This is a genomic window from Psychrobacter sp. DM8 (genome assembly GCF_051307025.1).
Classification (GTDB): Bacteria; Pseudomonadota; Gammaproteobacteria; order Pseudomonadales; family Moraxellaceae; genus Psychrobacter.
Genome location: NZ_CP195538.1, coordinates 1,441,497 through 1,466,807 on the forward strand (window position 1 = coordinate 1,441,497; position 25,311 = coordinate 1,466,807).

Annotated in this window: 23 protein-coding genes; 9 read left to right on the top strand and 14 right to left on the bottom strand. The window is 45.6% G+C overall.

Going from position 1 to position 25,311, the window contains the following annotated elements; translation table 11 throughout:
• Positions 1–52 precede the first annotated feature (52 nt).
• Together ACR64J_RS06145 and ACR64J_RS06150 are read right to left on the bottom strand one after the other, a co-directional pair.
• On the bottom strand, positions 53–1,324 hold the full coding sequence (locus ACR64J_RS06145) for an NRAMP family divalent metal transporter (RefSeq protein WP_435950981.1): 1,272 nt from the start codon (positions 1,322–1,324) through the stop codon (positions 53–55).
• A 179-nt stretch (positions 1,325–1,503) separates the two neighbouring features.
• Positions 1,504–2,460 (bottom strand): LysR substrate-binding domain-containing protein, encoded by a 957-nt coding sequence (locus ACR64J_RS06150; protein ID WP_435950982.1) that lies wholly within the window; start codon positions 2,458–2,460, stop codon positions 1,504–1,506.
• A 142-nt stretch (positions 2,461–2,602) separates the two neighbouring features.
• On the opposite strand from ACR64J_RS06150, the gene ACR64J_RS06155 reads away from it, so the two are divergent.
• Positions 2,603–3,385, top strand: a complete 783-nt coding sequence (locus ACR64J_RS06155; protein WP_435950983.1) for a hypothetical protein — start codon at positions 2,603–2,605, stop codon at positions 3,383–3,385.
• A 118-nt stretch (positions 3,386–3,503) separates the two neighbouring features.
• Here the strand turns inward: ACR64J_RS06155 and ACR64J_RS06160 are convergent, their stop codons facing one another.
• Both ACR64J_RS06160 and ACR64J_RS06165 read right to left on the bottom strand, forming a co-directional pair.
• On the bottom strand, positions 3,504–4,634 hold the full coding sequence (locus tag ACR64J_RS06160) for a zinc-binding dehydrogenase (protein WP_435950984.1): 1,131 nt from the start codon (positions 4,632–4,634) through the stop codon (positions 3,504–3,506).
• A gap of 93 nt (positions 4,635–4,727) precedes the next feature.
• Entirely contained in the window at positions 4,728–5,405 is a 678-nt protein-coding gene (locus ACR64J_RS06165; protein ID WP_435950985.1) for a glutathione S-transferase family protein, read from the bottom strand.
• Positions 5,406–5,625: 220 nt separating this feature from the next.
• On the opposite strand from ACR64J_RS06165, the gene ACR64J_RS06170 reads away from it, so the two are divergent.
• Positions 5,626–6,537 carry a LysR family transcriptional regulator gene (locus ACR64J_RS06170; protein WP_435950986.1) on the top strand — a complete coding sequence of 304 codons (912 nt, stop codon included), beginning with the start codon at positions 5,626–5,628 and terminating at the stop codon, positions 6,535–6,537.
• 10 nt (positions 6,538–6,547) lie between these two features.
• On the top strand, positions 6,548–7,276 hold the full coding sequence (locus ACR64J_RS06175; protein ID WP_435950987.1) for an SDR family oxidoreductase: 729 nt from the start codon (positions 6,548–6,550) through the stop codon (positions 7,274–7,276).
• 249 nt (positions 7,277–7,525) lie between these two features.
• On the opposite strand, the gene ACR64J_RS06180 is transcribed toward ACR64J_RS06175, so the two are convergent.
• Positions 7,526–8,023 (bottom strand): hypothetical protein, encoded by a 498-nt coding sequence (locus ACR64J_RS06180; protein WP_435950988.1) that lies wholly within the window; start codon positions 8,021–8,023, stop codon positions 7,526–7,528.
• Positions 8,024–8,169: 146 nt separating this feature from the next.
• On the opposite strand from ACR64J_RS06180, the gene ACR64J_RS06185 reads away from it, so the two are divergent.
• On the top strand, positions 8,170–8,829 hold the full coding sequence (locus tag ACR64J_RS06185; protein ID WP_435950989.1) for a hypothetical protein: 660 nt from the start codon (positions 8,170–8,172) through the stop codon (positions 8,827–8,829).
• A gap of 110 nt (positions 8,830–8,939) precedes the next feature.
• On the opposite strand, the gene ACR64J_RS06190 is transcribed toward ACR64J_RS06185, so the two are convergent.
• Complete coding sequence (locus tag ACR64J_RS06190) at positions 8,940–9,683, bottom strand: zinc-dependent peptidase (RefSeq protein ID WP_435950990.1); 744 nt, start codon at positions 9,681–9,683, stop codon at positions 8,940–8,942.
• Positions 9,684–9,807: 124 nt separating this feature from the next.
• On the bottom strand, positions 9,808–9,963 hold the full coding sequence (locus tag ACR64J_RS06195; protein WP_435950991.1) for a hypothetical protein: 156 nt from the start codon (positions 9,961–9,963) through the stop codon (positions 9,808–9,810).
• A gap of 124 nt (positions 9,964–10,087) precedes the next feature.
• On the opposite strand from ACR64J_RS06195, the gene ACR64J_RS06200 reads away from it, so the two are divergent.
• The gene (locus tag ACR64J_RS06200) at positions 10,088–11,185 is read left to right on the top strand and encodes a DUF2855 family protein (protein WP_435950992.1); all 1,098 of its coding nucleotides are present in this window, start codon (positions 10,088–10,090) and stop codon (positions 11,183–11,185) included.
• Positions 11,186–11,241: 56 nt separating this feature from the next.
• Here ACR64J_RS06200 and ACR64J_RS06205 read toward each other — a convergent pair whose 3' ends face one another.
• Positions 11,242–11,871, bottom strand: a complete 630-nt coding sequence (locus ACR64J_RS06205) for a GDSL-type esterase/lipase family protein (RefSeq protein ID WP_435950993.1) — start codon at positions 11,869–11,871, stop codon at positions 11,242–11,244.
• A gap of 26 nt (positions 11,872–11,897) precedes the next feature.
• Complete coding sequence (locus tag ACR64J_RS06210) at positions 11,898–12,404, bottom strand: hypothetical protein (protein WP_435950994.1); 507 nt, start codon at positions 12,402–12,404, stop codon at positions 11,898–11,900.
• 276 nt (positions 12,405–12,680) lie between these two features.
• On the opposite strand from ACR64J_RS06210, the gene ACR64J_RS06215 reads away from it, so the two are divergent.
• The 3 genes from ACR64J_RS06215 to ACR64J_RS06225 are packed head-to-tail and all read left to right on the top strand — an operon-like array spanning position 12,681 to position 16,660.
• Complete coding sequence (locus ACR64J_RS06215; protein WP_435950995.1) at positions 12,681–15,053, top strand: circularly permuted type 2 ATP-grasp protein; 2,373 nt, start codon at positions 12,681–12,683, stop codon at positions 15,051–15,053.
• A gap of 48 nt (positions 15,054–15,101) precedes the next feature.
• On the top strand, positions 15,102–15,887 hold the full coding sequence (locus tag ACR64J_RS06220; protein WP_435948887.1) for a transglutaminase family protein: 786 nt from the start codon (positions 15,102–15,104) through the stop codon (positions 15,885–15,887).
• 32 nt (positions 15,888–15,919) lie between these two features.
• A complete protein-coding gene (locus ACR64J_RS06225) occupies positions 15,920–16,660 on the top strand; it encodes a peptidase (protein ID WP_317199440.1) in 741 nt (246 codons plus the stop codon).
• Positions 16,661–16,733: 73 nt separating this feature from the next.
• Here the strand turns inward: ACR64J_RS06225 and ACR64J_RS06230 are convergent, their stop codons facing one another.
• The 5 genes from ACR64J_RS06230 to yghU form a co-directional block, all read right to left on the bottom strand.
• Positions 16,734–17,681 (bottom strand): EamA family transporter, encoded by a 948-nt coding sequence (locus tag ACR64J_RS06230; protein ID WP_435948888.1) that lies wholly within the window; start codon positions 17,679–17,681, stop codon positions 16,734–16,736.
• A 99-nt stretch (positions 17,682–17,780) separates the two neighbouring features.
• A complete protein-coding gene (locus ACR64J_RS06235) occupies positions 17,781–18,992 on the bottom strand; it encodes an MFS transporter (RefSeq protein ID WP_435948889.1) in 1,212 nt (403 codons plus the stop codon).
• 269 nt (positions 18,993–19,261) lie between these two features.
• The gene (locus ACR64J_RS06240) at positions 19,262–20,902 is read right to left on the bottom strand and encodes a DEAD/DEAH box helicase (protein WP_317199479.1); all 1,641 of its coding nucleotides are present in this window, start codon (positions 20,900–20,902) and stop codon (positions 19,262–19,264) included.
• Positions 20,903–21,372: 470 nt separating this feature from the next.
• Positions 21,373–22,431, bottom strand: coding sequence for a DUF1176 domain-containing protein (locus tag ACR64J_RS06245; protein ID WP_317199443.1), 1,059 nt, complete (start codon positions 22,429–22,431; stop codon positions 21,373–21,375).
• Between the two features lie 298 nt (positions 22,432–22,729).
• Entirely contained in the window at positions 22,730–23,581 is an 852-nt protein-coding gene (yghU, locus tag ACR64J_RS06250) for a glutathione-dependent disulfide-bond oxidoreductase (RefSeq protein WP_435948890.1), read from the bottom strand.
• 189 nt (positions 23,582–23,770) lie between these two features.
• Between yghU and ACR64J_RS06255 the strand changes: the two genes are divergently transcribed.
• Positions 23,771–25,147 carry a DHA2 family efflux MFS transporter permease subunit gene (locus tag ACR64J_RS06255; protein WP_435948891.1) on the top strand — a complete coding sequence of 459 codons (1,377 nt, stop codon included), beginning with the start codon at positions 23,771–23,773 and terminating at the stop codon, positions 25,145–25,147.
• The last annotated feature ends 164 nt before the right edge of the window (positions 25,148–25,311 follow it).

The following is a 25,311-nucleotide window of genomic DNA, read 5'->3' on the forward strand; positions in this document are numbered from 1 at the left end:
CGTCGTTAGTGAGACCTTTTTTATCGATAAGCTCTGTTTTGACGTTATAAATTTAGCCAAATAAACCTGCTAAATTCGCTAAGAATAACAGCGCAAAACCGCCTAAAAACAGCAAGCCTGCGATAGAGTAGGCGTTCATGCCAGCGGACATTTTTTTGTGGCCTTTTACTAGTGAGTAATTAAGCCAACCAAAAATTGGCGCTGAGACAAAGGCGGATATCATCGCAAACTTGAGCATAGCGCCTAGTTGTCCGGTAAAGAAGGTAATGATAACCAGACCACCACCGATGGCGTAGGTTGTCCAAAAGGCGACCTGTTTTTTGTTAATCTCGCTCTCGCCCTTCAGCAGACGCCAGCATTCAGCATTAGCGCGGCCATAGCCATCAGCGCAGGTAATAGTCGTGCCAAACATACACATAAAGGCGACAAAGGCGACGAGCAGACGCGACCACTCACCGATAGTGGCGGTATACATGTTGATCAGCTGATTGATATAAGCGCCGCCAACCAGTTCAATCTCTTGTCCTGACCCATACTGGACAAACACGCCAAGCGATAAAAAGAACAGCGCCAAAATAGCCGAGACCAAAAAGCCGACGTTAAAGTCGAGCAGTCCTTGACGATAAGTGGTGTTGTCTGCTTTTCTTTTGGCAGAGGTCCACATCGAGGTGATAGCGGCAAACTCAAGCGGTGCTGGCATCCAGCCCATCAGCGCGACAATGAAGCCAAGTGTTGCCAAGTTCCAAGGCGAAGCGGCTACAAAATCAGCGGTCATCACTGTAGGCTTGCCCGCCGCAATAGCGACGGCGGTAACCGTTGCTAGTGTCAGCGCAATCATAATCCATTTGGTCACGCCGTCTAATAGCTTGTAGTGTCCGACGATCAAAAACACCCAGCAGACGACTACAATAATAAGCGATAATCCTATGGTTGAGAGCCCCAAGGACGCAGGTAGCATAAAGCCAAGTATGACCGCTGCAATCAAAGATACCGCGCCTGTGCTAATGACTGCTGATAAGATAGAGAGAATAAAGTATACCCAGAGATAAGCCTTTGAGCGCTTAGCATAGCCTGCGATCAGACTTTCACCTGTGTCATAGACGTATTCGGTACCGAAGCGAAAAAACGGATATTTAAAGACATTGGCAAGGATAATCATAATCGCCAGTTGCCAGCCATATATCGCGCCTGCCTGCGTCGATGATATGAGGTGTGAGCCGCCAATAGCCGCAGTCGCCATCAAGATACCTGGCCCAAAGATTCGCCAGCTAAAGCCCTCAGTTTGCGGTGGATTTGCCGCGTTATATATGGATTGTGTGGTCATGTGTGCCTCAGATCGTCATACAAATATCAGCAGACTGTAGCATACCTATCAAGACGCAAGCTATGCAAAGTTTTGCCTCATTAGTAAACATCTGGGCATAGTTGAGGTAGAAGTATAGTTTAGTTTGAACTTATAACTTGGCTTGAACTTATAATTTAGGTTGAGCTTAGTTATGTTATTTATACAAACTGCTGACGACGGTAGGTAATACCGCGCTGCTCATACACCTCATAGATAGCAGCTAATAGATCTGGCGCTTTTGGGTGGACAACGTCTCTAAGAGTATGCAGATAGATAGGGGACGTGACGTTTTCGTGCATCAACCGCTGATAGCTGATTTGCTCTGCACGTACGGTTTGTAAGCTTGCAGGTACTAAAGTAATGCCTTCACCTGCTGCAACCAAACTGAGCGCCACTTGTAGATCACTGACCTTGGTCGTCATCAGCGGCGTGATACCGTACTGCGCAAACAGATGCAAGAGTGGCTCAGTTATGGGCGCACTATCGTCTGCTACAGACTGCTCTATAGGCGCAGGTAGCGGCAGATGGGTTTGGTGATAGAGGATCAAGCGATTATTGACCAAATCTATTAAGCGCTGATCGCGGGTGTCGGCTAGGGGATGGCTTTTGGGCAGGGCCACCATATAGCGCTCATGTCGCAGCAATATCTGCTTAATCCAAGGGTCTTGATGCGCAAAACGTCCCATACCAACATCGATATCCCCACTTTTGAGCGCCTCTATCTGCTGATATGAGCTGATGTCCTTGAGATTGACCTCAATATCGGGATAACGCCGTTTGAGGGCGGCGATAATCTCAGGTAGCAGCCCGTACAATACAGAGGGCACAAAACCGATATTGAGCGCTTTGCTTGGCCCAGATAGACGCTGGGTCATACTGGTAATGGTCGTCATCTCTATGAGTAGCGCGCTGATTTTGTCATAAAAAAACCGTCCAGACTCTGTCAGTTGTAGCGGCCGATGATAGCGATCGATCAGCTCGACCCCTATGTCCGTCTCCAATTGCTTGAGCATACGACTAAGACTGGGCTGAGAGATACCTGTGGTACTCGCCGCCAAGCTAAAACTCTGACAATCAGCGATAGCGATAAAAGCGTTGAGCTGTTTGATATCCATAAGGTGCACTCTTAAGGTAGAAGTTGGAGCAAAAGACAGTAGGGCGCTAGCTTAGTTTGGGGCGCTGGCATAGTTATTGCTTATTTGCTTAAGCAAGGATAAGCCTATCTAAATTCTAACAGTAAACATGCCGTGGTGCGCTATGAGTGATTTAAATAAGAACAATACCCAAGATATAAAGGTGTCAGATAATGTGGAGTCAGAATCTATTTATAGAGATTTAAATGAAGATGAGCTCAGTTTTTTTAGCGATGAATTTGAAAAAGAGCAACAAGCGCTTCATGCCAGTACCAATACTCCTGTGCATAATGAGACTCGTATCCACAATAACCGAGTATTAGATAGTCAAGACCAACCTGCAACTCTCGATATCAATGATAAAATATCGGCGCATCTAGCAAATAAATCTCATAAAGATAAAGAAAACAACAAAGTAGCTAAGAATAGCAAAACAAATAGTGACACCAAAAGTCTAGTTATGATTGGATTGATCGCCGCACTGCTAATTAGTGCTAGCGTAGCCGCTGCCATAGTCATCCTCAATATTACTGGAAAAACAGATATCATAAGTGTGTTCTCAGGCGACACTCTAACAGAAGAGGTCTTGCCCGTACCCAACGATGAAGCGGTGATCATTGCTGAAAACGATGTAGATAACGAGTCAACTGCAGACACAACCACAACCACAACCACAACCACTAACGACATAGAATTTGAATCTACACCCGCACAGCCCGCTGACCCGAGCTTGAATAATGCTACTCAAGCAGATGATCAGCCGCAGCCTGCACAGGTACCTAATGCTGCTGAAAACCAGAACACAACTCAAAATACGGTTCAAAACACAGATAAGAACACCCAGATGAGCCTTGAGGAGTTTATGCAAGAGTCTGAGGTCACCTTGTATCGCGATACTTCGCAATAAAAATAAGGCAATTTATTCTACATTTTGACTGTTATTGTTTTATTTCGCTGAAATTTCAGACCATAAAAAAGCAGATACTAATTAAAGTACCTGCTTTTTTTCAAATAGGATCGAACCTCTACGACTGCTGCGGGGTAATCAAATACTTCTCGCCAGTCGCTTGTTTGCCATAAGCGGCGATAGACTGTAAATGCAGAACCTCAGGCAATGACACTTCATGAGTATAGCTGCTGGCAAAGGTGGTTGTGATCTCATCGGCCACGCGCTGACGCATTTTCATAACGGTTTTGGTACCGAGTTTACCAAGCGCGTTGAACAACAAGAAACCGCCAACGCCCCAAGCAAAACCAAAGTTGCGGTTTAGAACGATAGGTCCACGATTTAAAGCACCATAGACATAGACTTGCTTAAAGGTATTGGAGCCATAGACGCTGTACTCTTCAACATCATGGGTGATCGCCGCTTCCATACAGTTGAGGATATCGCTGGTTAGTTGACCACCGCCGATAGGATCAAAGGCAATCGTAGCGCCTGTCTCGATAATCGCTGCGGTCAAATCGTCAAGGAATGACTCACTGCTAGAATTAACCACGTATTTTGCGCCCATATCACGTAGCAAGGTTTCTTGCTCATCTTTACGGACAATATTAATCAAATCGATGCCATCAGCCATACAGATACGATTGAGCATTTGACCTAAGCTTGAGGCAGCAGCGGCATGAATGATCGCTTTGTGACCTTCAGCGCGCATGGTTTCAGTCATTGCAAGGGCAGTCAGTGGATTGACAAAAGAGGATGCGCCTTCTTTAGCGGTTGTACCTTCTTTTAATTCCAAGCAGCTTTGCACATTGACGCAGTGATATTGACGATACGTACCGCCGCCGATGACCGCAACGGTTTTACCCATTAAGGCTTGCGCGGCGGGTAACGAGCCTGCGGCAACGACAGTGCCTGCGCCTTCGTTACCGACAGGGGTGTCTTTACCCACGCGGGTTTTGACCGCTGGCATGAACTTGGCAGGGACGTCTGCTGTGATCACTGGGTTTTGATCGTCGCCTGATTGCGCGGCGGTAGACATGTCAGCGACGCTAAATAAAATCGCTAAATCAGAGGGATTTAGTGGCGCCGCTTCAATACGTACGACAACTTCATCATCACTTGGCTGCGGCATGCCGATATCTTGCAACGATACGGTGAGTTTGTTGTCGTCGCTGATGGTAGAGATGAGTTGTAAGTTTTTATCGCTCATAAGGTTTGCTCCTGCAAATGGTTAAAGGAATTAGACAAAGTGTCTTTTGTTGATCGTAAATAGTTCGTTATTCAAATGAGCTATTGTTTGGCTTTATTTAGTATGGACAGCTTTGATCTGGGCTTGCACGTATTGCATAAATTCAGGCATGTTAGTTAAGCGATCTGCATCCACTCTCTTCGCGATATCAGATTGACTCATAGTCTCATTCCACTCTGTCATGCCCGGTATCTGCGCCATAATATCCCAGTCAAGCTGCCGGGCTGCAAAGGCGCTAACGATAGTATTGACGTAGTACAGGTAGATATCAGCCATAGTAAAGTGCTCGCCTGCAACCCAAGGTGAGAACTGACTCAAGTGATTTAAAGCGATAATGCCGCGCTCTAATACTTGACGCACCTCCATAGCGATAGGCTTGGGAACTTGCGTACCTGAAAAAGTAAACGGTATTAAGCGGCGACTTGGCAACTCAAAATACAGCTCCGCTATCTTCATAATTTGGCGTACGGTTGCGCGCTCTTTAGCATCGGCAGGATACAGTTGTGTGTCAGGGTAGCTCTCTTCAATAAAGTCACAAATCACGCTCGATTCTGATAGGTTAAATCCATCAGGCATGGTGATAGCAGGCACTTTACCGACTGGGCTGACGGCTAGTAACTCGTCACTACTGGGGTAGACTAAGTTTTCTTCAAAGGGAATGTCTTTATATAAAAGAGCGTGTTTTACTAAGTTGTAATAGTTGCTCGCAGCAAATCCATGCAAAGTAATCATAAGTCGTCTTCCGTTATTGATGTTTTTTAGTAGTCAAAGCGTTTTTGACATCCCTGTATCTAATACGTCTTAGCCTCTGTACTCGCTAAATCAGACCTATTATTACTGGTTTTAATAGGCTTGTATATGCATATAAACGTGAATCACTATTGCTTTTATGACAATAATAAGGCGAAAATGTCTAGATACGTGCAATTAAAGCGGTAAAAGGAGAGGGGAGTTGGATCAACTGCGAGCCATACGCTATTTTTGTAAAGTCGCTGAAACTGGCAGCTTTACCCAAGCGGCAAAGGCGTTTGGGGTGCCACCATCGTCGCTGTCAAGACGTGTGGCTGATTTAGAAAAGAGTCTGGGCGCAACCTTATTAAAGCGCTCAACCCGCATTGTTAAAATGACAGAAGTGGGGCAAATTTACTATAACGATGTGCAGCAGATACTCAGTCAGCTCAAACAAAGTTCAGAGACCGTCCAGAGTTATCAAACCACGCCAATGGGACGGCTGCGCATTAGCTCAATGGTCGGCTTCGGTGAAAAAATCCTGCTGCCATTGTTAGATGAATTTAGCGCGCTGTATCCAAAGATTGTCTTGGATGTAAGTTTGAGTGATGAGCTATCCACCCTTGGGCGTGATGACGTCGATATTGCCATTCGCGGCGGTTATGCGCCTAATGAGCGCGTACTGGCGATAAGACTTATGGACAATGGTTTTATACCTGTCGCGGCGCCAAGTTATCTAGATAAATATGGCACGCCCAAAGACGCAATAGCATTAAAACAGCATCAAGGTTTGTATTTCAAAGCACCAACAGGGCCAACGCCTTGGCTTTGCTATATAGATAATCAGTGGCATGATGTCTCAGGGCCTGCGGTCGCCATATCTAATAACGGACCGTGGCTAGCAAAAAAAGCTTGTAATGGCGACGGTATTTTGATGTCAACGCGCTGGGCGTTAGCCTCATATCTAGAGTCAGGACAGCTTATAGAGCTAAAGTTTGCACATCCATTAGCGATAACTCAGCAGGCAGATATGGCGGTATATCTGTTGTATCAAAAACAGCGCTACTTGGTGCCCAAAGTAAAAGCTGCGGTGGATTTTTTGGTTGAGAGAATAAAAGTGGTTAATGAAAAATAAGGAGATCGTTATGAGTAGAGTACCAGTAGCAGTTGTCATTGGCGCAGGCGACGCCACTGGCAGCGCGGTTGCCAGGCGTTTCGCTAGAGAAGGATTCACCCTATGCGTGACTAGAAGGACTGTTGATAAACTAAGCACGTTAGTCAGTGATATCGAGGCCGCTGGTGGCATAGCTATAGCATTTGGTTGTGATGCTCGCATAGAGCAAGAGATGGTCGCGCTGTTTGCTCATATTGAGCAAGATATTGGCCCGATTGAAGTTGTGGTGTTTAATATTGGTGCAAATGTACATTTCTCCATTTTAGAGACTACAGAACGCGTCTATCGAAAAGTATGGGAAATGGGCGCATTAGCTGGGTTTTTGACAGGTAAGGAAGCGGCAAAAGTCATGTTACCGCGCCAAAAAGGCACCATTATCTTTACTGGTGCGACGGCATCATTACGAGGTGCTAGTGGGTTTTCAGCTTTTGCGAGTGCTAAATTTGCCCTGCGAGCACTGGCACAAAGCATGGCGCGCGAGCTTGGATCAAAAGGCATACACGTAGCGCATACTGTTATCGATGGGGTTATCGATACTGAATTTGCTCGAGATAACTTTGCTGATCTCTATGCGCTCAAAGATCAAGGCGCAATACTAAATCCAGAACATATCGCCGAGCAGTACTGGCAGCTGCATTGTCAGCCAAGAGATTGCTGGACACATGAGCTGGATCTACGTCCTTGGATGGAAACCTTTTGAAGTTAATGAATCGTTAGAGGATGTATTAAACTCTATACAAAAATAAGACGGCAAGTATGGCTTGCCATATAGTTAGCCATTAACGGTCTGTAATAGTGTCTATTTAACATAATATACATTATGCGAAAACAAACCAATGGCTTTTAGGGCTGCGTACATATTCTTTACTAACCGCTATTTGCAAATATTGTTTTTATAGAACTTATTTAAAAGAACTTACTCAAACCTTTTACAACGAACACGCTAACTTTAATTTAATGAGCGACAACTTTTAATTAAATACTCCCGTAAAGATGTGCCGTCGCTATCCAAAATGACATCTGCTATCTGGCAGACACTCTCATCGCACGCTAACTCATAATACACCTGATTAGACACATCATCGACTTGCGCTAAATTGACTTGAACCATTCCAGTTGTCGTCAGCGAAAACGTTTTGTCTTGCGTATAGTCAGGATCTTGCGAGCGCCACAGTACATCATAGCCAATATGACAAGATACTTGCTCTTTATCAAAATACTCTTGCTCAAGTTGCATAGCAGCCCGTAGCTCTGGATTGGCGTATTGTTGCAACGTAGACGGATACTCTTGTCCTTGATTATGGCTATCTTGCTCGTACATTTTAGCAATCGTATCTACTTTTAATGCCAAGGTTATTTGTAGCGGCTCCGTTAAGTTGGCGCTCGCGGTTACTGCCAAGAATCCTGTTATTAACAATCCTACAGCTAAAACAATCGATTTTTGCATGGTATCCTACGTTTATGGTATCTTAATAGTTATATTCATAAAAACACATAAAAAAGCTATCACTACCCATAAGTAACATTCTATAAGTAGCATCATTTAGGTTAAGTGTACAATTGCTATATTCACATAATGATAAGGATATTATTATGATCTCATCTGGTTTTAATGTATCTCGCCCTTATCTCAAATCTCTATTGGCTGGAGCACTCTTTGCGTCCCTTATCGTGACTGGCGGCTGTCAACTCTCAGCTGAGTCAAATATGGCGACGTCGTCAAATAATGCGTCCACAGACTCTGATATGAGCCAGCAAACCCTTATACAGCAAGCAATGCGCATTCAGCGGGCACTGGCTAATAACGACTATGCTAGAGTTGCTGATGATATCCATCCCACGCGTGGCGTGCGTTTTTCTATGTATGCCTACATTCAACCTGAGTCTGACAAAGTATTTAGCCGCGAGCAATACACGCAGTATCTTGATGAATCAAATGTGCGCTTCACTTGGGGTCAAAAAGACGGCACTGGCGATATATATGTCACGCCACTGCCAGATTACCTCAAAGACTGGGTAAAAGCGGACTATTTCAACGATCAATCAACGACTACCAATGCAACCGCTGCCGTAGGCAATAGCATTAACAACTTAGATCGTATATATCCAAACTCAGAGTACGTTGAGTTTTATAACCCTGGGGTCAATCCTGAATACGGCGGTCTGGACTGGCGCGCGCTACGGCTGGTGTTCGATGAGTATCAAGGCCGCCGCTACTTGGTCGCTGTCATAAGTGATCAATGGACGACGTAAGGTTTGATTTATATGCTAATTTTAATAAAAAGGGCATGGCGTCGATAGTGATACCCTGCCCTTTTTTATCGCTATAGAGTTATCCTGTGCTACAGATCTACCTTAAAAGGTCAGATTGGCATCTGTTTAAAGAATTTGACCATAATGTCATAAATATCAGGATAGGCATCAACAAGCTTTTGCGGGGTCTCAAAAAACACTTCGCTTAGCACCGCAAAGAATTCGGCAGGATTGGTCGCGCCATACCGATCGAGACCTGATTTGCGATGTTTTTGGAAGTCCTCAAAATCGCGGCTCATAATGGAAGTCCAGCGCTCAGGATCCATATCCGGCTGCATGGGCGGGAAGCCATTAGTGCGCCCATTTAACATATCGAGCTTATGTACAAACTCATGAATGACGACATTATGTCCATCGCGCTCGCCTGAATGCTTGGCATCTTTCCAAGACAGTATGACAGGCCCGCGTAGCCACGCCTCCCCGCTACGATGCTGCTGGCCCTCGTGCACGATACCGGCCTCATCGACCGTTTTGGTGATACTTTTATACGAGCCTGCGTAAATGATGACCGATGACCAGCCTGCGTACCAGTCAAGACCCAGATTGAGAATCGGCAGGCAGGCTTGTAGCGCAATCGATTGCCTAACCTTATCGGTAATCTCAAAGCCCTGCGCGCCAGTGATAGACTTGTCTGCCAAAAATAACGTCGCCAGTTCAAATAGTCTTGCCAGCTCATCGTCGTCTAAACGATCAAGAATAACAACGAGCTGCGCCGCTTGCGCCCAGTCATCTTGGCTATATTTACTATTGTCTAATATACGCTGCTCACGCCACTCTTTTATCATCTCAAACATTTATATTATCCTTGCCTTATCGCTAATAGAGAAATTTTGCTTTTAAACTTAAATATTATTAGTACTAGTCTAATGGTAATGAAGTTAGAGTTTTAAAGTGATAGCAAGCAACTTAGCGCTATACTTATTGATCGCGCCCAAATAATGCTGTCATCTGTGCCTGTGAGAGCCAAACGGTATCTGCATCAAAGCGTACGTCAACTCTTGCTTGACCATCGATACTTTGATAACTCTCTATTTTATTGTGCAAACCTAAGTCACTACTATTTATCACTGTCATTGTTTGACGGTTATACTTTAAGATTGACTTAATAGTAGCACTTCAACTTGAGATGTTCGTTTAAATATTGATATGCATAGCGCAGTATAGTGAACACTTAACAATAATATTCAAGGAGCGCATCATGCCAATAGTCAACGTACAAGAATTTCAAACCAACAAAGCCGATATTACTCAGTCGCGTATCATTGAAACGAGATGCCAGCCGATCACTGATGGCGAAGTACTGCTCAAGATTGACCGCTTCGCCTTTACCGCCAATAACATTACCTACGCGGTGATGGGCGATTACCTGCGCTATTGGCAGTTTTTTGCGCCCAGTGGCGATAACCCTGAGCACTGGGGCATTATTCCTGTTTGGGGCTTTGCCGATGTCATCGAGTCAAATAACGATGATATTCCCATAGGCGAGCGGCTATTTGGTTATTTCCCGCCAGCCACTACCCTTGTGATTAAGCCTGTACGAGTTAGTGGCTCAAGCCTGATGGATGGTAGCGAGCATCGTGCACATTTGCCGCCAAGCTACAATTTATATCAACGCGTCAATCACGAGGCAGGCTATGATCGCGCCTATGATAATCCGCGCATGTTACTTGCCGTCTTGCATCTCACCGCGTTTTGTATTCAGGATATGCTGGCGAGCAATGACTGGTATGGAGCTGAGCAAGTCGTTATTATCAGCGCCTCTAGCAAGACCAGCATCGGCTTGGGATATGGACTAAGTAATGACACAGATGCGCCAACCGTCATCGGTCTGACCTCAAATCGTAACTTAGACTTCGTACAGTCCATAGATGCCTACGATACGGTGCTCAGCTACGACGATATCGAACAGATTGACGCAAATACTCCGACCGTCATCGTCGATATGTCCGCCAATACTGAGGTGCTTAGTCGCTTGCATACGCATTTGGGCGACAACATGCGCTTTACTAGTAACGTTGGACTGACGCATTGGGATGAGCCGCGTCAAGCTGAGGGCATCATCACGCAGCGCAGCGAGCAATTTTTTGCGCCAAGTCAAATTCAAAAGCTCATGAAAGAATGGGGCGCTGATAAGTTTAACGAGCGCTCAACGCGCTATATCATGGACTGTGCTGCCAAGACCAGTCGCTGGCTAAAGATCAAAGAGCTGGACGGCGTTAAAGGGTTGTCGGAGATCTATGCTGATGTTTGCGAGGGCAAGATACCCGCTGATGAGGGGTTAATCGTTGTGATGTAATTAAAAGTCAAATGTAGTCATAGCTAAGTGATCAGACTAAGTCGCTACACTTATACTCAACGCGTCCAGCCCTCTGCCTGCAAATACGCATGCAACCCCTCTGCAAAGTAGCGATAACCTGCGCCGTTGGGATGGATCTGGTCTGATTTGAGTTTATCGCTTGATATCACCTCCGACCAGCGTTTGCTATATAGTGGTACGTTTTCGCTTTTGGCAATTTGCTTATAGATAGGATTATCGCTCGCTCTACCGAACAAGGCGCTAGTGCTAAAATACGGCTCCGCGATAAGAATAACGGCAATGTCAGCGGCTTTTAGTTGCTCAATAGCCAGAGTGATATTGGCGCTCGTCGTCCCTGATTGCACGCGCCTGAGCACATCGTTGCCTCCGACGCCCAGCAGTACCAGATCAGGATCGAGCGTAATAACCTGATCGATACGTGCCAGCACATCAGCTGAGGTATCGCCATTGACGCCTGCGTTGATGACCTGCCAGCCTGTCAGCCCTGTCAATACGCTAGGATAATTGTTCTGCGGCGTCGTACCATAACCATAAGTGAGCGAATCACCCAAAGCTACAACGCGGCTACCCGCTGGCAAGACTTGAATATCATACTCCTGACTACAGCCTGTCGCCAAGCTGAGCGCTAAGATAGGCAACGCCCAGGTTGCCGTTAGTCGTCTCATGTCTTAACCCTTAAGCGCTAGCATATTCACTCGGAAACTTGGAAGTCAACACTCAGAAGATTAGAAATTTTTTCACTAAACATTCTAATATTTACGCCATCGTCTAACATCCAGTACTTAATATCTAAGCTAGTATTTATTTTACGTGTATGGGCTTCATATCCGAATTCATCACGTAAGGAGCTTAGCATCATATCTTTTGTGTAATAACACTTGTCCCACTCTATACAGTGCAACTTTACGGCTTCTAACTTATTGTCTTTAAAGAAGAAAAGCACCTTAAAGTAAGTGTCGAAGAGTTTATATTCATCAATTACCAATAAAGGTTCTATGTCATCAGACCTTCCAGAAATTGAAAGATACTCCTCCCTTTCTTCAATATTTGGAAAAATTTTTTGAACTTCACTTGTACTCATACCTTTTTCAGCACCATGCCATAGCTCTTGTCCATAAGCTGGTAGAACCAAAAACAGGAAAGTACATGAAATAAAATAACGTAGCATATTTATTTTTGGGCTAAAAAATTTATTCATTATTTGAAATTTACCGAATTTTAAGACTGAATGAAAGTTAAAACTAATCATATATTGAAAACTACACCACTTCAATCGCATCGATCTGCTGCATCATCCTACGCATAATCGCCGTTATCTGACAAAAATACACCCTAAAAACAAACATTTAATATAAAACCTCTGTTGTGCTTATCCCTATAGACGCGTTATAGTCAAAGCGTACAGGATGCTGATGCGCCATTAGACCCGTCAGTTATCGAACCCATGACTTTACCAAGGATGCGTGAGGTATTTATGAATAAAGAAGCGACCCAATCTCAAAACCAGAGCCAAAGCCAAGATCAGAATGACGACACTAAAGGGGCTCAGAGCCAAAATCAAAGTCAGAGCCAGACCACGACAGAGGCCAAAGCGACTACTAGTGCTGCCAATAAAAACGCGCCCGCCAAATCCAATAAACCGTCCCAACCCTTTGATGAATTAAAGGTCAATAAAGATGAGTACCGCCCCGTCGCGCAAGCAGTTGGCGACTGGCTCGATGACATCAGTATCGATGCGCTCAATCATCTCAACGAGCAAGCGGAGAATATCTTTTATCGTAAAGGCGTGACCTTTACCGTCTATAGCGATGCCAAAAACATCGAGCGTATGATACCGTTTGATATTATTCCGCGTATCATTGCCGCCAGCGAATGGCAGCAGATAGAGGCTGGGTGTAAGCAGCGTATCACCGCTTTGAATGCGTTTTTGCATGATATTTATCACGAGCAAGCCATTATGAAAGCGGGCATCGTCCCAGACAGCTACGTCTATGCTAGCGGCTGCTACGAGCCGTGGATGATGGGTATTGAGCTGGACAAGCCCATTTACTCGCACATCAGTGGGATCGATCTGATCCGTGATGAGAGCGGTAAGTTCTGCGTATTAGAGGACAATCTGCGCACCCCCTCTGGCGTCTCTTATATGCTTGAGAGCCGCACTATCTCTGAGACGCTACTGTCCGATCTATTTGCGCAAACGCCGATATTGGGCGTGAGCGACTACCCGCAGCGCCTCAAAAAATGCCTTGCCAGCTCAACGAGCAAATACGATCCACAGATTGTCATCCTAACCCCAGGACGCTTTAATAGTGCCTACTATGAGCATGCGTTTTTGGCGCATGAGATGAGCGTGCCGCTGGTGCACGGTTATGACTTGGTGGTTGAGGATAGCAAAGTCTATATGCAAGGCATACGCGGTAAGGTACAGGTCGATATCATCTATCGCCGTATCGATGATCCCTTCATCGATCCGTTAGCGTTTCAATCCAATTCTATCCTCGGCGTTTCAGGTCTCATGAGTGCCTATCGTGCAGGCAACGTGGTCATTGTTAATGCGCCCGGTACTGGCGTCGCTGATGACAAAAGTCTCTATCCATTTGTGCCTGATATGATTAAGTTTTATTTGGGTGAAGAGCCAATCCTGCCCAATATCGAGACCTTTCAGTGCCGTAAGCCTGATGAGCTCGCCTACGTGCTCGACAATCTAGATAAGCTGGTCGTCAAAGAAACCCAAGGCTCAGGCGGCTACGGGATGCTGATTGGTCCGACCTCAACCAAGCAAGAGATTAGCGACTACCGTAAGCGCTTACTTGAGAATCCAGCAGGCTTTATCGCCCAGCCGACTATTTCACTCTCAACCAACCCTACTGCCGTCAGCGACGGTATCGCGCCGCGTCATATCGATCTGCGCCCCTTTATCTTAAGCCACGGTGATGGCTCTGTCGATATCGTGCCAGGCGGTCTGACCCGCGTGGCGATGGTTGAGGGCTCACTGGTCGTCAACTCCTCACAAGGCGGCGGTATCAAAGACACTTGGATCATCGATGACAGTCAATTATCAGCTGATGGTTTGGCAACTAGTACTAGCCAATCCTCTGAGCTAAGTACGCTTGAGAGCACCTTTGATAGTATCGCTAAGTATGACAACCATGCCAATTACTATGATCGCGTGCAGCCGACTGAGGCCGGCTTTGAGGATCTCGATGATGCGCCGATGATACTACTGCTATCAACCAGTAGTTATCTGGTATGGCTGGGGCGCTATAGCGAGCGCTTGTACTGCTATGACAATATCATGAAAAAGCTCATCAAAGGCGACCTCAAAAAGCCGCAAGTACAGCATCTGATCACAAGATTAGGGTTCGATGCTGATGCTAGCGAGTCCATGAAAGTGATGCGGGCGCAGCTGATACATGATTTGGGTAATCTTAAGATACCAAGCGTGGTGGCCTCAATTGAGACTAATGTGCAAGAGGCCAAAGGTGTTATCGGTAAAGATACCGCCGAGCTATATAATCTGATTAAGCGTCTCTCTAACGCTGGCACTTACCGCGCCGCCACTTTGCAGCTGCATGCCTGTAACGCGGCGATGAAGCAAGAGCATCCAACTGTGACTTGTTTTTGGCAGCTTGGGCGCTACTTTGAGCAATTAGAGCGCGCAGTATTACTCGGTGAAGACGTCACTCAATTAAGTCTAGAGTTTAAGCACTGGATCAACCAGCTGCCAGAGAATACGCGCTGGCGTGAGCTGACCCGCTTGACCAATCAGATGATTCGCTCCAAGGCATTTAATGATTTTAAACTGATCAGCCGCGAGTTCAACATTATCTTGCAGCAAGGGGTTTAGCGCGTTAATACAAGTTTAGTCAAATGGACAAAATAATAAGAGGACAATATGAAACTTCAAATCAGTCATCAGACCAATTACTATTATGGCGAGCAGGCGCAGCGCAGCGTACAGTACATTCGTATGACGCCTATGGATCTGCCGCATCAAACCATTCATCGCTGGGATGTGCTACTCCCCAAAGTCGCAACCAACTTAAAAGATGGCTTTGGTAATGAGTGGCTCACCTTGAGCCGTAACGAGACTCATGATAATTTGCAAATGCAGGCCTCAGGTATCGTTGAGATCAATACCGATACCGAGCGTCTAGAGGACTTAGCGCATGTCCCCTATCTGTTGTTTACGGTTCAAAGCCCGCTAACTAAGTGCTCAGAGGCCATGCGCGAGTTTGCCGCGCCATTTTTGCAAAACGTCACTCACGATAGCCTCAAGACTTTGGCCAATGAGCTGATTATGATCATGCCTTTTGTCAAAAACGTCACGCATGTCGGCACCACCGCAAGCGAGGCGTTTGAATTAAAGGCGGGCGTCTGTCAGGATCATACCCATGTGTTTTTGGGTTTATTGCGAGATCAGCAGATCCCTGCCCGCTACGTCTCAGGCTATCTGTATGACGACACCGAGAACCATATGGCAAGTCACGCTTGGGCGGAGGTATATTTGGACGGATACTGGTATACTTTTGATATCTCCAATCAGGCGTTTGCCCCTAACTCACACGTTTATGTCGCTATCGGGCGTGATTATCTAGATACCGCCCCAGTACGCGGGGTGCGTATGGGCGGCGGTTACGAGAGTCTCTATAGCCAAGTCTTGGTCACGCGGTTATCATAACCACCTCATTTATTAACACAAAGGATAACCCTATGACTTATTGTGCCGCCATCCGCTTAGAGGATGGCTTGTTGTTTGCCAGTGATACCCGTACCAATGCAGGCGTCGATCACATCTCAACGTTTCGCAAGCTCTATCAATATGGTGTTGAAGGCGAGCGCTTTATGGTACTACAAACAGCAGGCAGCCTTGCCACCTCGCAGGCGGTGTTTAATAAGCTACAAAACGATATCGATCAGCATAACGAGGGCAATATCAATACGGTTGCGACGCTATTTGATGCCGCGCAGATGGTTGGCGAGTGTATGCGCAGCGTTATGAATCACGCCAAAAAAGTGGCTAATGCCTCTATCGATGGCGCATTTACCAGCTCCTTTATGCTCGGTGGTCAAATCAAAGGTCAACCCAGCGAGCTGTACATGATCTACCCTGAGGGCAACTGCATTAGAGCGACCGAGGATACGCCGTTTTTTCAATTGGGTGAGAGCAAATATGGCAAGCCTATTTTGGATCGCTCAGTTAAATTTGATACCGATATCAATCACGCGACCCAAGCCTTGATGCTCTCGTTTGACTCAACCATACACTCCAACCTCTCTGTCGGTATGCCGATCGATTTTGTTGTTTATCAAAACGATAGCCTTACCATGCCTAAAGGTCGCCGTATTGAGGCCGATGATGAACACTTTAACAAAATCAGCCGCGACTGGTCAGAGGCGCTACGCAATACGTTGATGGAGCTACCCGCCTGCCCTGAGGATTATTGGGATTAGGCGAGATCAGGGCTTTAGCGCTTAACATCTAGGGTGTACCCCGCGCATCAATCTCTTACTATTGATGCGCATCTCAAGAACCAACCTCAATACTTTTTTTACCAAACCTCAGCTTCACATTCGCCAGTATTAGTCCTGATAAAATAAGCACCATCGCCAGCATCTTCCACCAGGTTAGCGCCTCCCCTGTCAGTAGCACTGAGGTCGCCATACCAGATATTGGCACCAACAGAGCAAATGGCATAACCTTTGAGGCGGTGTTTTGCGCCAGCAGATGCGCCCACAGTCCAAAGCCTATTAGCGTCGAGATATAGACGATAAACCCAAGCGATAGCCAAGACTTCATTGATGCCTGCGTGAATGTTACTAGCTGCCAAGCATCAGGCTCAAGTATCAAAGATGATAGCGTCAATATCACGCAAGCGATTAACCCGCCCCATACCACCAGAGCTAGCGCTGATAATGCTGCTGATCTATTCGAGGTCTTGCTATTATTCATTGAGATAGCAGATGTCGTTGTGATCTGCTGCTTTGAGGCCTGTTTTGAAGCAATGTTGCCAAAGCTCCAACCAATAGCGGCAATCAAAATACAGATAAAGCCCGCCAGCGGCATATCACCGCCGAGGTTCAATGCAATCACCCCAAGTCCAAATACACCGATCACCATCCCTACTATTTGCTTGCCACTTACCGCCTCACCCAATAATAAAAAAGCCAGCAATACGGTGATAAAAATCTGCATTTGTAATAGTAGCGCCGTAAGTCCTGCCGATGCGCCTAGATGCATAGCGGTAAAGACAAAGGCGTACTGCAACACAAAGGTACCAATCGCATAAATAAATAAGGTGCGATTAAATTTGGGCGGCTTAAGAAACAGCACTAAGGGCACGGCAGTAAAGAAAAAACGCATGGCGGTGAGCATGAGTGGCGGAAAGCTCTCAAGCCCCCATGCAATAAAGGTGAAGTTTACGCCCCAAATAAAGGCAACTAGGACAGCTAAAGCAATATGAATTGGGGTCATGTTAGTGTCCGATAGGTATTGTTTTTATAAAGTTTAAAATTTTATAAAGCCTAGAGTTTTACAAAGCTTAGAGCAAGGTCATCCACCCAGTGGTTTACTCTATCTATAGCTTTTGTTTTTGAAAAATAACACAAACAGGATAAAAAAAGCAGAGATAGCAATCGAAAAAACAAAGAATATGACATTGGTATTGATCCAACCAAAGTAGCTCAATATAGGCGCAGGCAAAAAAGCACCTAAGGTAGCAAACAGCGCAATGATAGTCTCATTAATCCCCTGAAATTTTAGTCTTTGCGGCCCTTGAATATTGCTTAGCAACGTAGAGCCTCCTGAATACGTAAAATTCCAACCTACGCCCAAAACGATCAAAGCAATATTAATATAAATAGTATCAGCAAAAAGTACAGGCAATAAGCAAGAGAGCGATATGAGTAAGAAGCCAAGTATAATGGTATTGACGCTATTAATAATATGAATCAATTTGGCGACAAAAAACGAAGGTAAAAACATCGCCAGCACATGCATCTGGATAGCGTAGGAGGCATAGTCAAAAGAATGACTTTGCTTTAAAAATAGTGACGACGCTATCATCATCAGATTCATGATGTAGTAGCCCAGCGCCCCGCCCAATATAGCGATGATAAGGGTATATTTTTTGACCGTCAGCGCATTCGAGACCGCTTTTGCATTTTGCGTACTACTCACATGCTGGGTGTTTGACTTGTGGTGATGGCTGTTTGATTGATTCCAATGATAAAGGATTACAGATAGCACAAGCGCTAAAACTGACAAGGATAAGTAGATCAAAGCGTAATCTGGTAAGTCCGATAGTTTGGCTAAATTTATCGCCAGTAGTGGCGCGATGATAGCGGCAAACACGCCGCCTGAGATGACCATTGAGGTCGCTTTAGCAATAAGCTCACCACTTAGGATATCTGTCGCGGCAAATCTGTAAAAATTAGCCGTTGAAATAAACAGTCCTAATAAAAAATGGCTCAAGCACAAATACAAAAAGTTTTCATAAATTAATGATAAAAACCCAATAACGCCTGACAAGAATAAAAATAAAATACCCATCTTAAAAATACGATAACGACCAAACCTCTCCATCAGCTTTGAGAACATAACCGTGCTCAGTAAAATCGCCAAAAACTGCAATCCATAGGGGATGGTGGCGTAACTGACTTTTGGCGCTAATGTCAATCCGACCAGCGCCGCCACCGTCACTGACAACACCGCTGTGGTCAAATTAATACTTTGAGCTACTAATAAAAAATAAACCTGCTTAGGTAGCTTATTGTGTTTTTGCATATCTAGGCTCTTTTAGAGGATCAGTCAGATTGAAAGGGTAAGTGAGATTAGACTTTGATCTGTCAGACTGACTTTACAACCAAAGCATACTACACCCAAACACAAAAAAAGCCAGAGACTAGCTTTCGCTAAATCTCTGGCTTTGGCTTATACCTAATAACTAAATGAATCGCTTCATCTAGTTACTTAAGTTTAGTTACTTAAGTGTAGCTGCTTAAGCTTAGTTACTTAAGCTTAGTTACTTAAGCTTAGTTACTTAATCTTAGCTACTACGAGTTGCCACCACGGTTGCCGCTGTTTGAACGACCGCCTGAGCGATTGGCTGGACGACCTTGGCTGCCACTTGGACGACCACGGCCTGTTGCCGCGCGATCACCGCGCGGTACGCCAGTACCATCACTGCGGCCAGGGCCAGTACGTTTACCTTGATACGGCTTGCCACCAGAGCGCTCATTTGGCTTACCTGATGAGTCGCGCGGCTTACCTTGATAACCGCTGTCATTGCTGGCGCGCTGAGAAGTAGCAGCGCCACTTGACTTGCCTGCGTAACCGCCGCCATTGCCTGAGCGACCACGGCCACTACCACCGCCGTTTGAGCGACCACGTCCACGTCCGCGACCTTTAGGCTTGTTCTCACTAGGTACGTACGTCTTTTTGGGCTCCATGCCAGCGATGACGCCCACTTCCATCTTGCGATCAAGATAGCGGTTGATAGCGTTAAGCTGCGGGCGATCATCCATGCTACACAAGCTGATAGCAACACCAGTACGACCCGCACGGCCACAGCGGCCAATACGGTGGACGTAATCTTCGGTTTGGCGCGGAAGATCGTAGTTGATGACGTGTGATAATGCTGGCACGTCAAGACCACGAGCGGCCACGTCTGTTGCGACTAGGATCTTGCACTTGCCGTTACGCAAATCTTGCACGATACGGTTACGCTTGCTTTGTGGTAGATCACCATGCAAGAAGCTGGCTTTATGGCCTTGCTCTTGTAGAGACTTGGCTAGTTTTTCAGTGCTGCGCTTAGTGGCGGCAAATATGATGATTTGCTCCATTTCAGGCTGGCAGACGAGCGTATCTAGGATCTTGTTTTTGTGATTGAAATCATCACAGTAATAAACCGTCTCATCGATGTGAGCCGATTCAACTTTGATAGAGACGCGCTCAGGGTTTTTGGTGAAGCTTGCAGCGATTTTGCCGACAGGGCCATCCCAAGTCGCAGAACACATAATCGTTTGACGATCAGTAGGTGCCGCTTTTAGGATATCGCTAATGTCATCAGCAAAACCCATATCTAGCATGCGATCCGCTTCATCTAGTACTAAGACCTCAAGGCTTGATAGATCAACGCGGCCTGCATTGATATGATCAAGCAAGCGACCAGGCGTTGCCACGATAACTTGCACGCCTTTTTTGAGCGCTGTGATCTGACCATTGTACGGCGCGCCGCCAACTAAAGGTACACAGAATACGCCGCGCATGTCTTTAGAATACGTGCGTACGCTATCATGGACTTGCTGAGCAAGCTCGCGAGTTGGCGTTAAGATAAGCGCTTTAGTTAATTTATCAAAGCTCGTTGAGCGGCTTAGACGATCGAGTACAGGAATGACGAACGCTGCCGTCTTACCACTACCTGTTTGCGCTGATAATAAAAGGTCACGGCCCTCTAGAGCAAAAGGAATGGCCTGTGCTTGGATAGGAGTTGGGTTGGTATAACCACTGCGATCAAGCGCTGATAAGATGGGCTTGGCAATGTTAAGGTCTTTAAAAGTGACTTGGTTTTCGTCAGTTGTTTCACTGACAGTCGCGTCTGTCGTAGGCGCTTGAGTAGCAGTATCAGTTTTTGCAGTATTGTTGCTATCGATGATGCCGTTTTGAGCGGCGATTGTAGATAAGATATCAGTCATGAGTTGCCTTGGTAGTATGGGCTGCTGTAAATTCAGCATGCCAGTTGCCTACCACTGATAACCGCGCATCATACAACTTAGATCATCTATCGATGATATTTGCTACTAAAAGCAGTCTAAAAAAGTTGTCTGTTGTCTGACGTATTTTGGTGGTAGCGCCGAGTGTCTTATCCTTGCCTGTTATAAACGTTTTATCAAAGCTTTAATCCAAAGCCGATAAAATCAAATAACACTCAATTTGGCATATAAGCCAGTAGATAAGATATGAGTCAAAAATAATAGGATTATTTCAGAACACAAAATCATCGGCAACAATTACTCATGGTCGTCCTAGACCCAAAATCGCAGGCGATGTTATCAATCTCATAATTCACGCAATATCAAATTGCGTGGCGACGTAGTATAGCATAGTAAAATATATCTGCTCGTGTTTTTTTAATTTTTCAATTCACAGGCCTATCAATAATCCATTACTGACGGATAATTTTGACATCAGAGACATATGTAGGTAGCTGCCATGCGCCGCCAACTGACACCATGCGGCATAGTCCTGTGGTGCTTTCATGACTTTTGACAAAGCGCTTGCCATTCCATATCCAGTCAGTTTTGGACAGACAGTCGCCAAGGCTACGCCCTTTTTGTACCGCGCTTATCTTGCCGCTTTTGTATTCAGTAGCATTGGTCGTTACCAGCTGCGGGTTATAGGGCTTGCGATCATTGATAACCCAAGCGCCGGCGCCAGAGTTATAGACGGCGCTCCAACAGTTGTGCTGCACCAGTAGTTTGGTGCTACTCAAACGCGCCACTTGCCAAGAGGAGCTATCGGCAATATTAGGACAGTCGCTGCTATCTTTTAAAGTGGGTTTAAGCAGAGCGGCAAGGTTGGATGCGCGCATAACAAACTTGGTGCTTTGATTGGTGGTTTGAGAGCTTGGAAGTACCAAATTTAAAGAGGGCGCAGCAGCGGCCGAGAGTACGCTAGTATTCGATCTAGTCGCGTCTTCTGAGCCTATCAAAGCGCTGGGCGTCCCTACTCGGCCTTGCACCGCGTCCACTTGCATCATAGCAGCGGTTGCGCCTTTATCAGAGAGCTGCCAGCGGGTGTTACGTAAGACCAGCTCAATTTTGCTAGATTTAGCGAGTGCTGTGACTAAGGCATTCACTTGCGCTGCAGTAAGATCAGCGTCTCCTGATGACAGAGGTTTAATCTCGCCCAAATCTTTATTATCTATAAACAATGAGATGCGGTGACGATTACCCAACTGCATCAAAGCTTTAGAGGAGCTTTCTTTAGCGCCGCCAAATTTGACTTTGCCCTCAACGCTGGTATCAACGCCTGCGCGTCTAACTAAGAGAATAGAAACGGGCTGCTCTGAGCTACCTTCTGCCTGATAACCTGCGAGCCGACAAGTACGCGTATTGTCACACACCGCCTGCCAGTCTTGTTGAGTAAATTCCAGTGATGTAGCGGCTTGAGTCGAAAAGCTAGATAGCATAAATGCTGTAGATATAGCGGTAATACGCCACATATTTTTGGCTATTGGTCTTTTTATTATATTTCGATAGATCTGTACCATAGTGCGATCTCTCCTCAATAACACTTGCATATTCAAGGACAATAATGAGCCATTCTAGCTGGGTAGTGTGTCAATCTATTATTATAATGTAGCATTATGTAATAATGCAATCAACGAAATATGTAACGATTATTAAAATTTATTGTCTATAGATACTAGCCTTGTTAGCTTAGCTTACCAAAAAGCCTGATAAGAATATCCTTATCAGGCCTGTTTTGTATAGTACTTTAGACAGTAAAGTATACGGTTATTAAGATTGACTAATAGGATTAAGAGGCAGTTCAACTGCACGTTTAACTGCAGGGCGTTCTGCTATCGTTTGCGCCCAGCGTTTTAGATGCTCATAGCTATCAACTTGCAAAAACTCTTTTGCTTCATACAGCTTACCGAGTACCAATTGACCATACCATGCCCAAATAATGATGTCGGCAATATTGTAATCGCTCTCGCTATCACCGCACATGTATCTTTGATTCTGCAAATGCTTGTCCAGGACATCAAGCTGGCGTTTGGTCTCCATAGTAAAGCGGTTAATTGGATATTCCATCGGATATGGCGCATAGGCATAAAAATGACCAAAACCGCCGCCCAGATACGGTGCGCTACCCATCTGCCACATTACCCATGATAAGCATTCACTGCGCGCGCGTCCCTGCTGCATCGGTATAAACTGCCCAAATTTCTCTGCCAAGTACATCAAGATAGCACCCGACTCAAATACCGCAAGCGGCTCATCATTTTTATTGGCATCAATTGTGCCGCTATTATGATCCACCAAAGCAGGTATTTTAGAATTGGGATTGATCTCAACAAACCCTGAGCCGAATTGATCACCCTCTGAGATGTCTATTTTGTAGGCATCATAAGCCGCCTCTTTGATTCCAAGCTCAGCCAATTCCTCTAACAAGATATTGACCTTGATACCGTTTGGCGTGTTTAAGGAGTATAGCTGTAGCGGCGCTTGTCCTACAGGTAATACTTGCTCATGGCGCGAGCCTGATTCTGGGCGATTGATGCTGGCAAATTTACCGCCATTTTCTTGATCATTCGTCCAGACTTTGGGCGGCGTGTAAGATTTTGCTTGGTTGTCAATATGGCTCATGGGTTATCCTCTTAGATTGTTATTTGATGGTGATTGTAGGTTTATGTTGCATCGCCGCCCTACTATAACGGGCATAGCAAGGCGCTATAAAGCCTTATTTAGTAATCCATACGTTTACTTTGATGCTCTTTAATTATTTGGGCGGAGTTCTTATACTAGCGCCACTTAGGTAATTTAAGATAGGCGATAATGGTGACATTGACCCCCACTCAGCAAAAGTTTTTGCCTTATGTACTGGCAGTGGCTTTGTTTATGCAGATCCTTGACGCCACTATTTTGAACACTTCATTGCCGCAAATGGCGTTAGCACTTGGTGAGTCGCCGCTTAAAATGCAATGGGCGGTTATCAGTTATGCGCTCGCTTTGGCTATATTTATCCCCGTTAGTGGTTTTTTGGCAGACAAATACGGTACGCGCCGTGTGTTCTTATCTGCCATTGTCGTCTTCTCTGTCGGCTCTTTAATGTGCGCCGCCTCGCCTACGCTTAACATCTTAATTGGGTCACGCATCATACAAGGTTTAGGCGGTGCGATGATGACGCCAGTGGCGAGGCTTATCTTAGTCAAGTCCTATCCGCGTAACCAGCTGCTTACCGTCATGAATTTTGCGGTGATACCCGCGCTTATTGCGCCTTTAGTTGGCCCTGTACTTGGCGGATATATTGTCCAGTATGCCAGCTGGCACTGGATATTTTTAATCAATATTCCTATGGGGCTACTTGGGTTCGTTATGGGGCGCAAACTGGTGCCCGCCTTGTTTGAGGACACCCAGCGTTTAGATTGGACAGGGTTTTTGTTATTTGCCGCCGCGGCCTGCGGATTTACCCTAGCGGTTGAGTTTGGCTCGCAATCAGGGCGCGGAGTGTACGGCCTACTACTTGGCGCTATCGCCTCAATACTTATTGGCGCGTATGTTTGGCACGCTAGACGTAGAGCCGCGCCCCTATTTCCGCTAGGCTTATTTGGAATTCGTACCTTTCGCATTGGTATTGTTGGCAATTTATTTACCCGTCTTGGCATTAGCGCAGTGCCGTTTTTATTACCGCTACTCTTACAAGTCGTGTTTGAGTACTCGCCATCGCAGGCAGGTTGGCTACTTGCCCCTATCGCCATTGGCGCAATAGGTATCAAGCCTTGGGTCAGCAAAATCATCCAACGTTTTAGCTACCGTAAAGTTCTGGTGGTCAATACCATTATGCTCGGCGTACTGATTATTGTCTTAGCGCAGTTTAATGACCCTTCTTACTGGATATGGTATATTCCCGTGCTGATATTAATGGGTGCGAGTAATTCCATGCAGTTTAGTGCCATGAATACACTCACTATAGGCGATTTGCAAGGTACACAAACGAGTAGTGGCAATAGTTTGATGGCCGTCAATCAGCAACTGGCTATCGGTTTTGGTATCGCATTTGGCGCCGCGGTTTTAAATCTATTGCGTGAGCGCATGGAATTTGATACTTTATTTGCGTTTCAAACGACCTACTGGGTGTTAGGCGTCATTACTATCCTGTCAGGATTACATTTTCTGCGCCTAAAACCCAAAGATGGTCAGGGATTGTACTGACAAATGTTTTCAAATATAGAGTAAGTATAGTAAGTTGACAGAGCAATCAAAGTAATTGTCATGTATGAATATTACGCTAGCGTGTCCCTAACTATATGTTTGTGAATGAATATATTTAGCTCGTACAGCTTTTACGAAAACTGTAAAGTTTAACCAATATATTC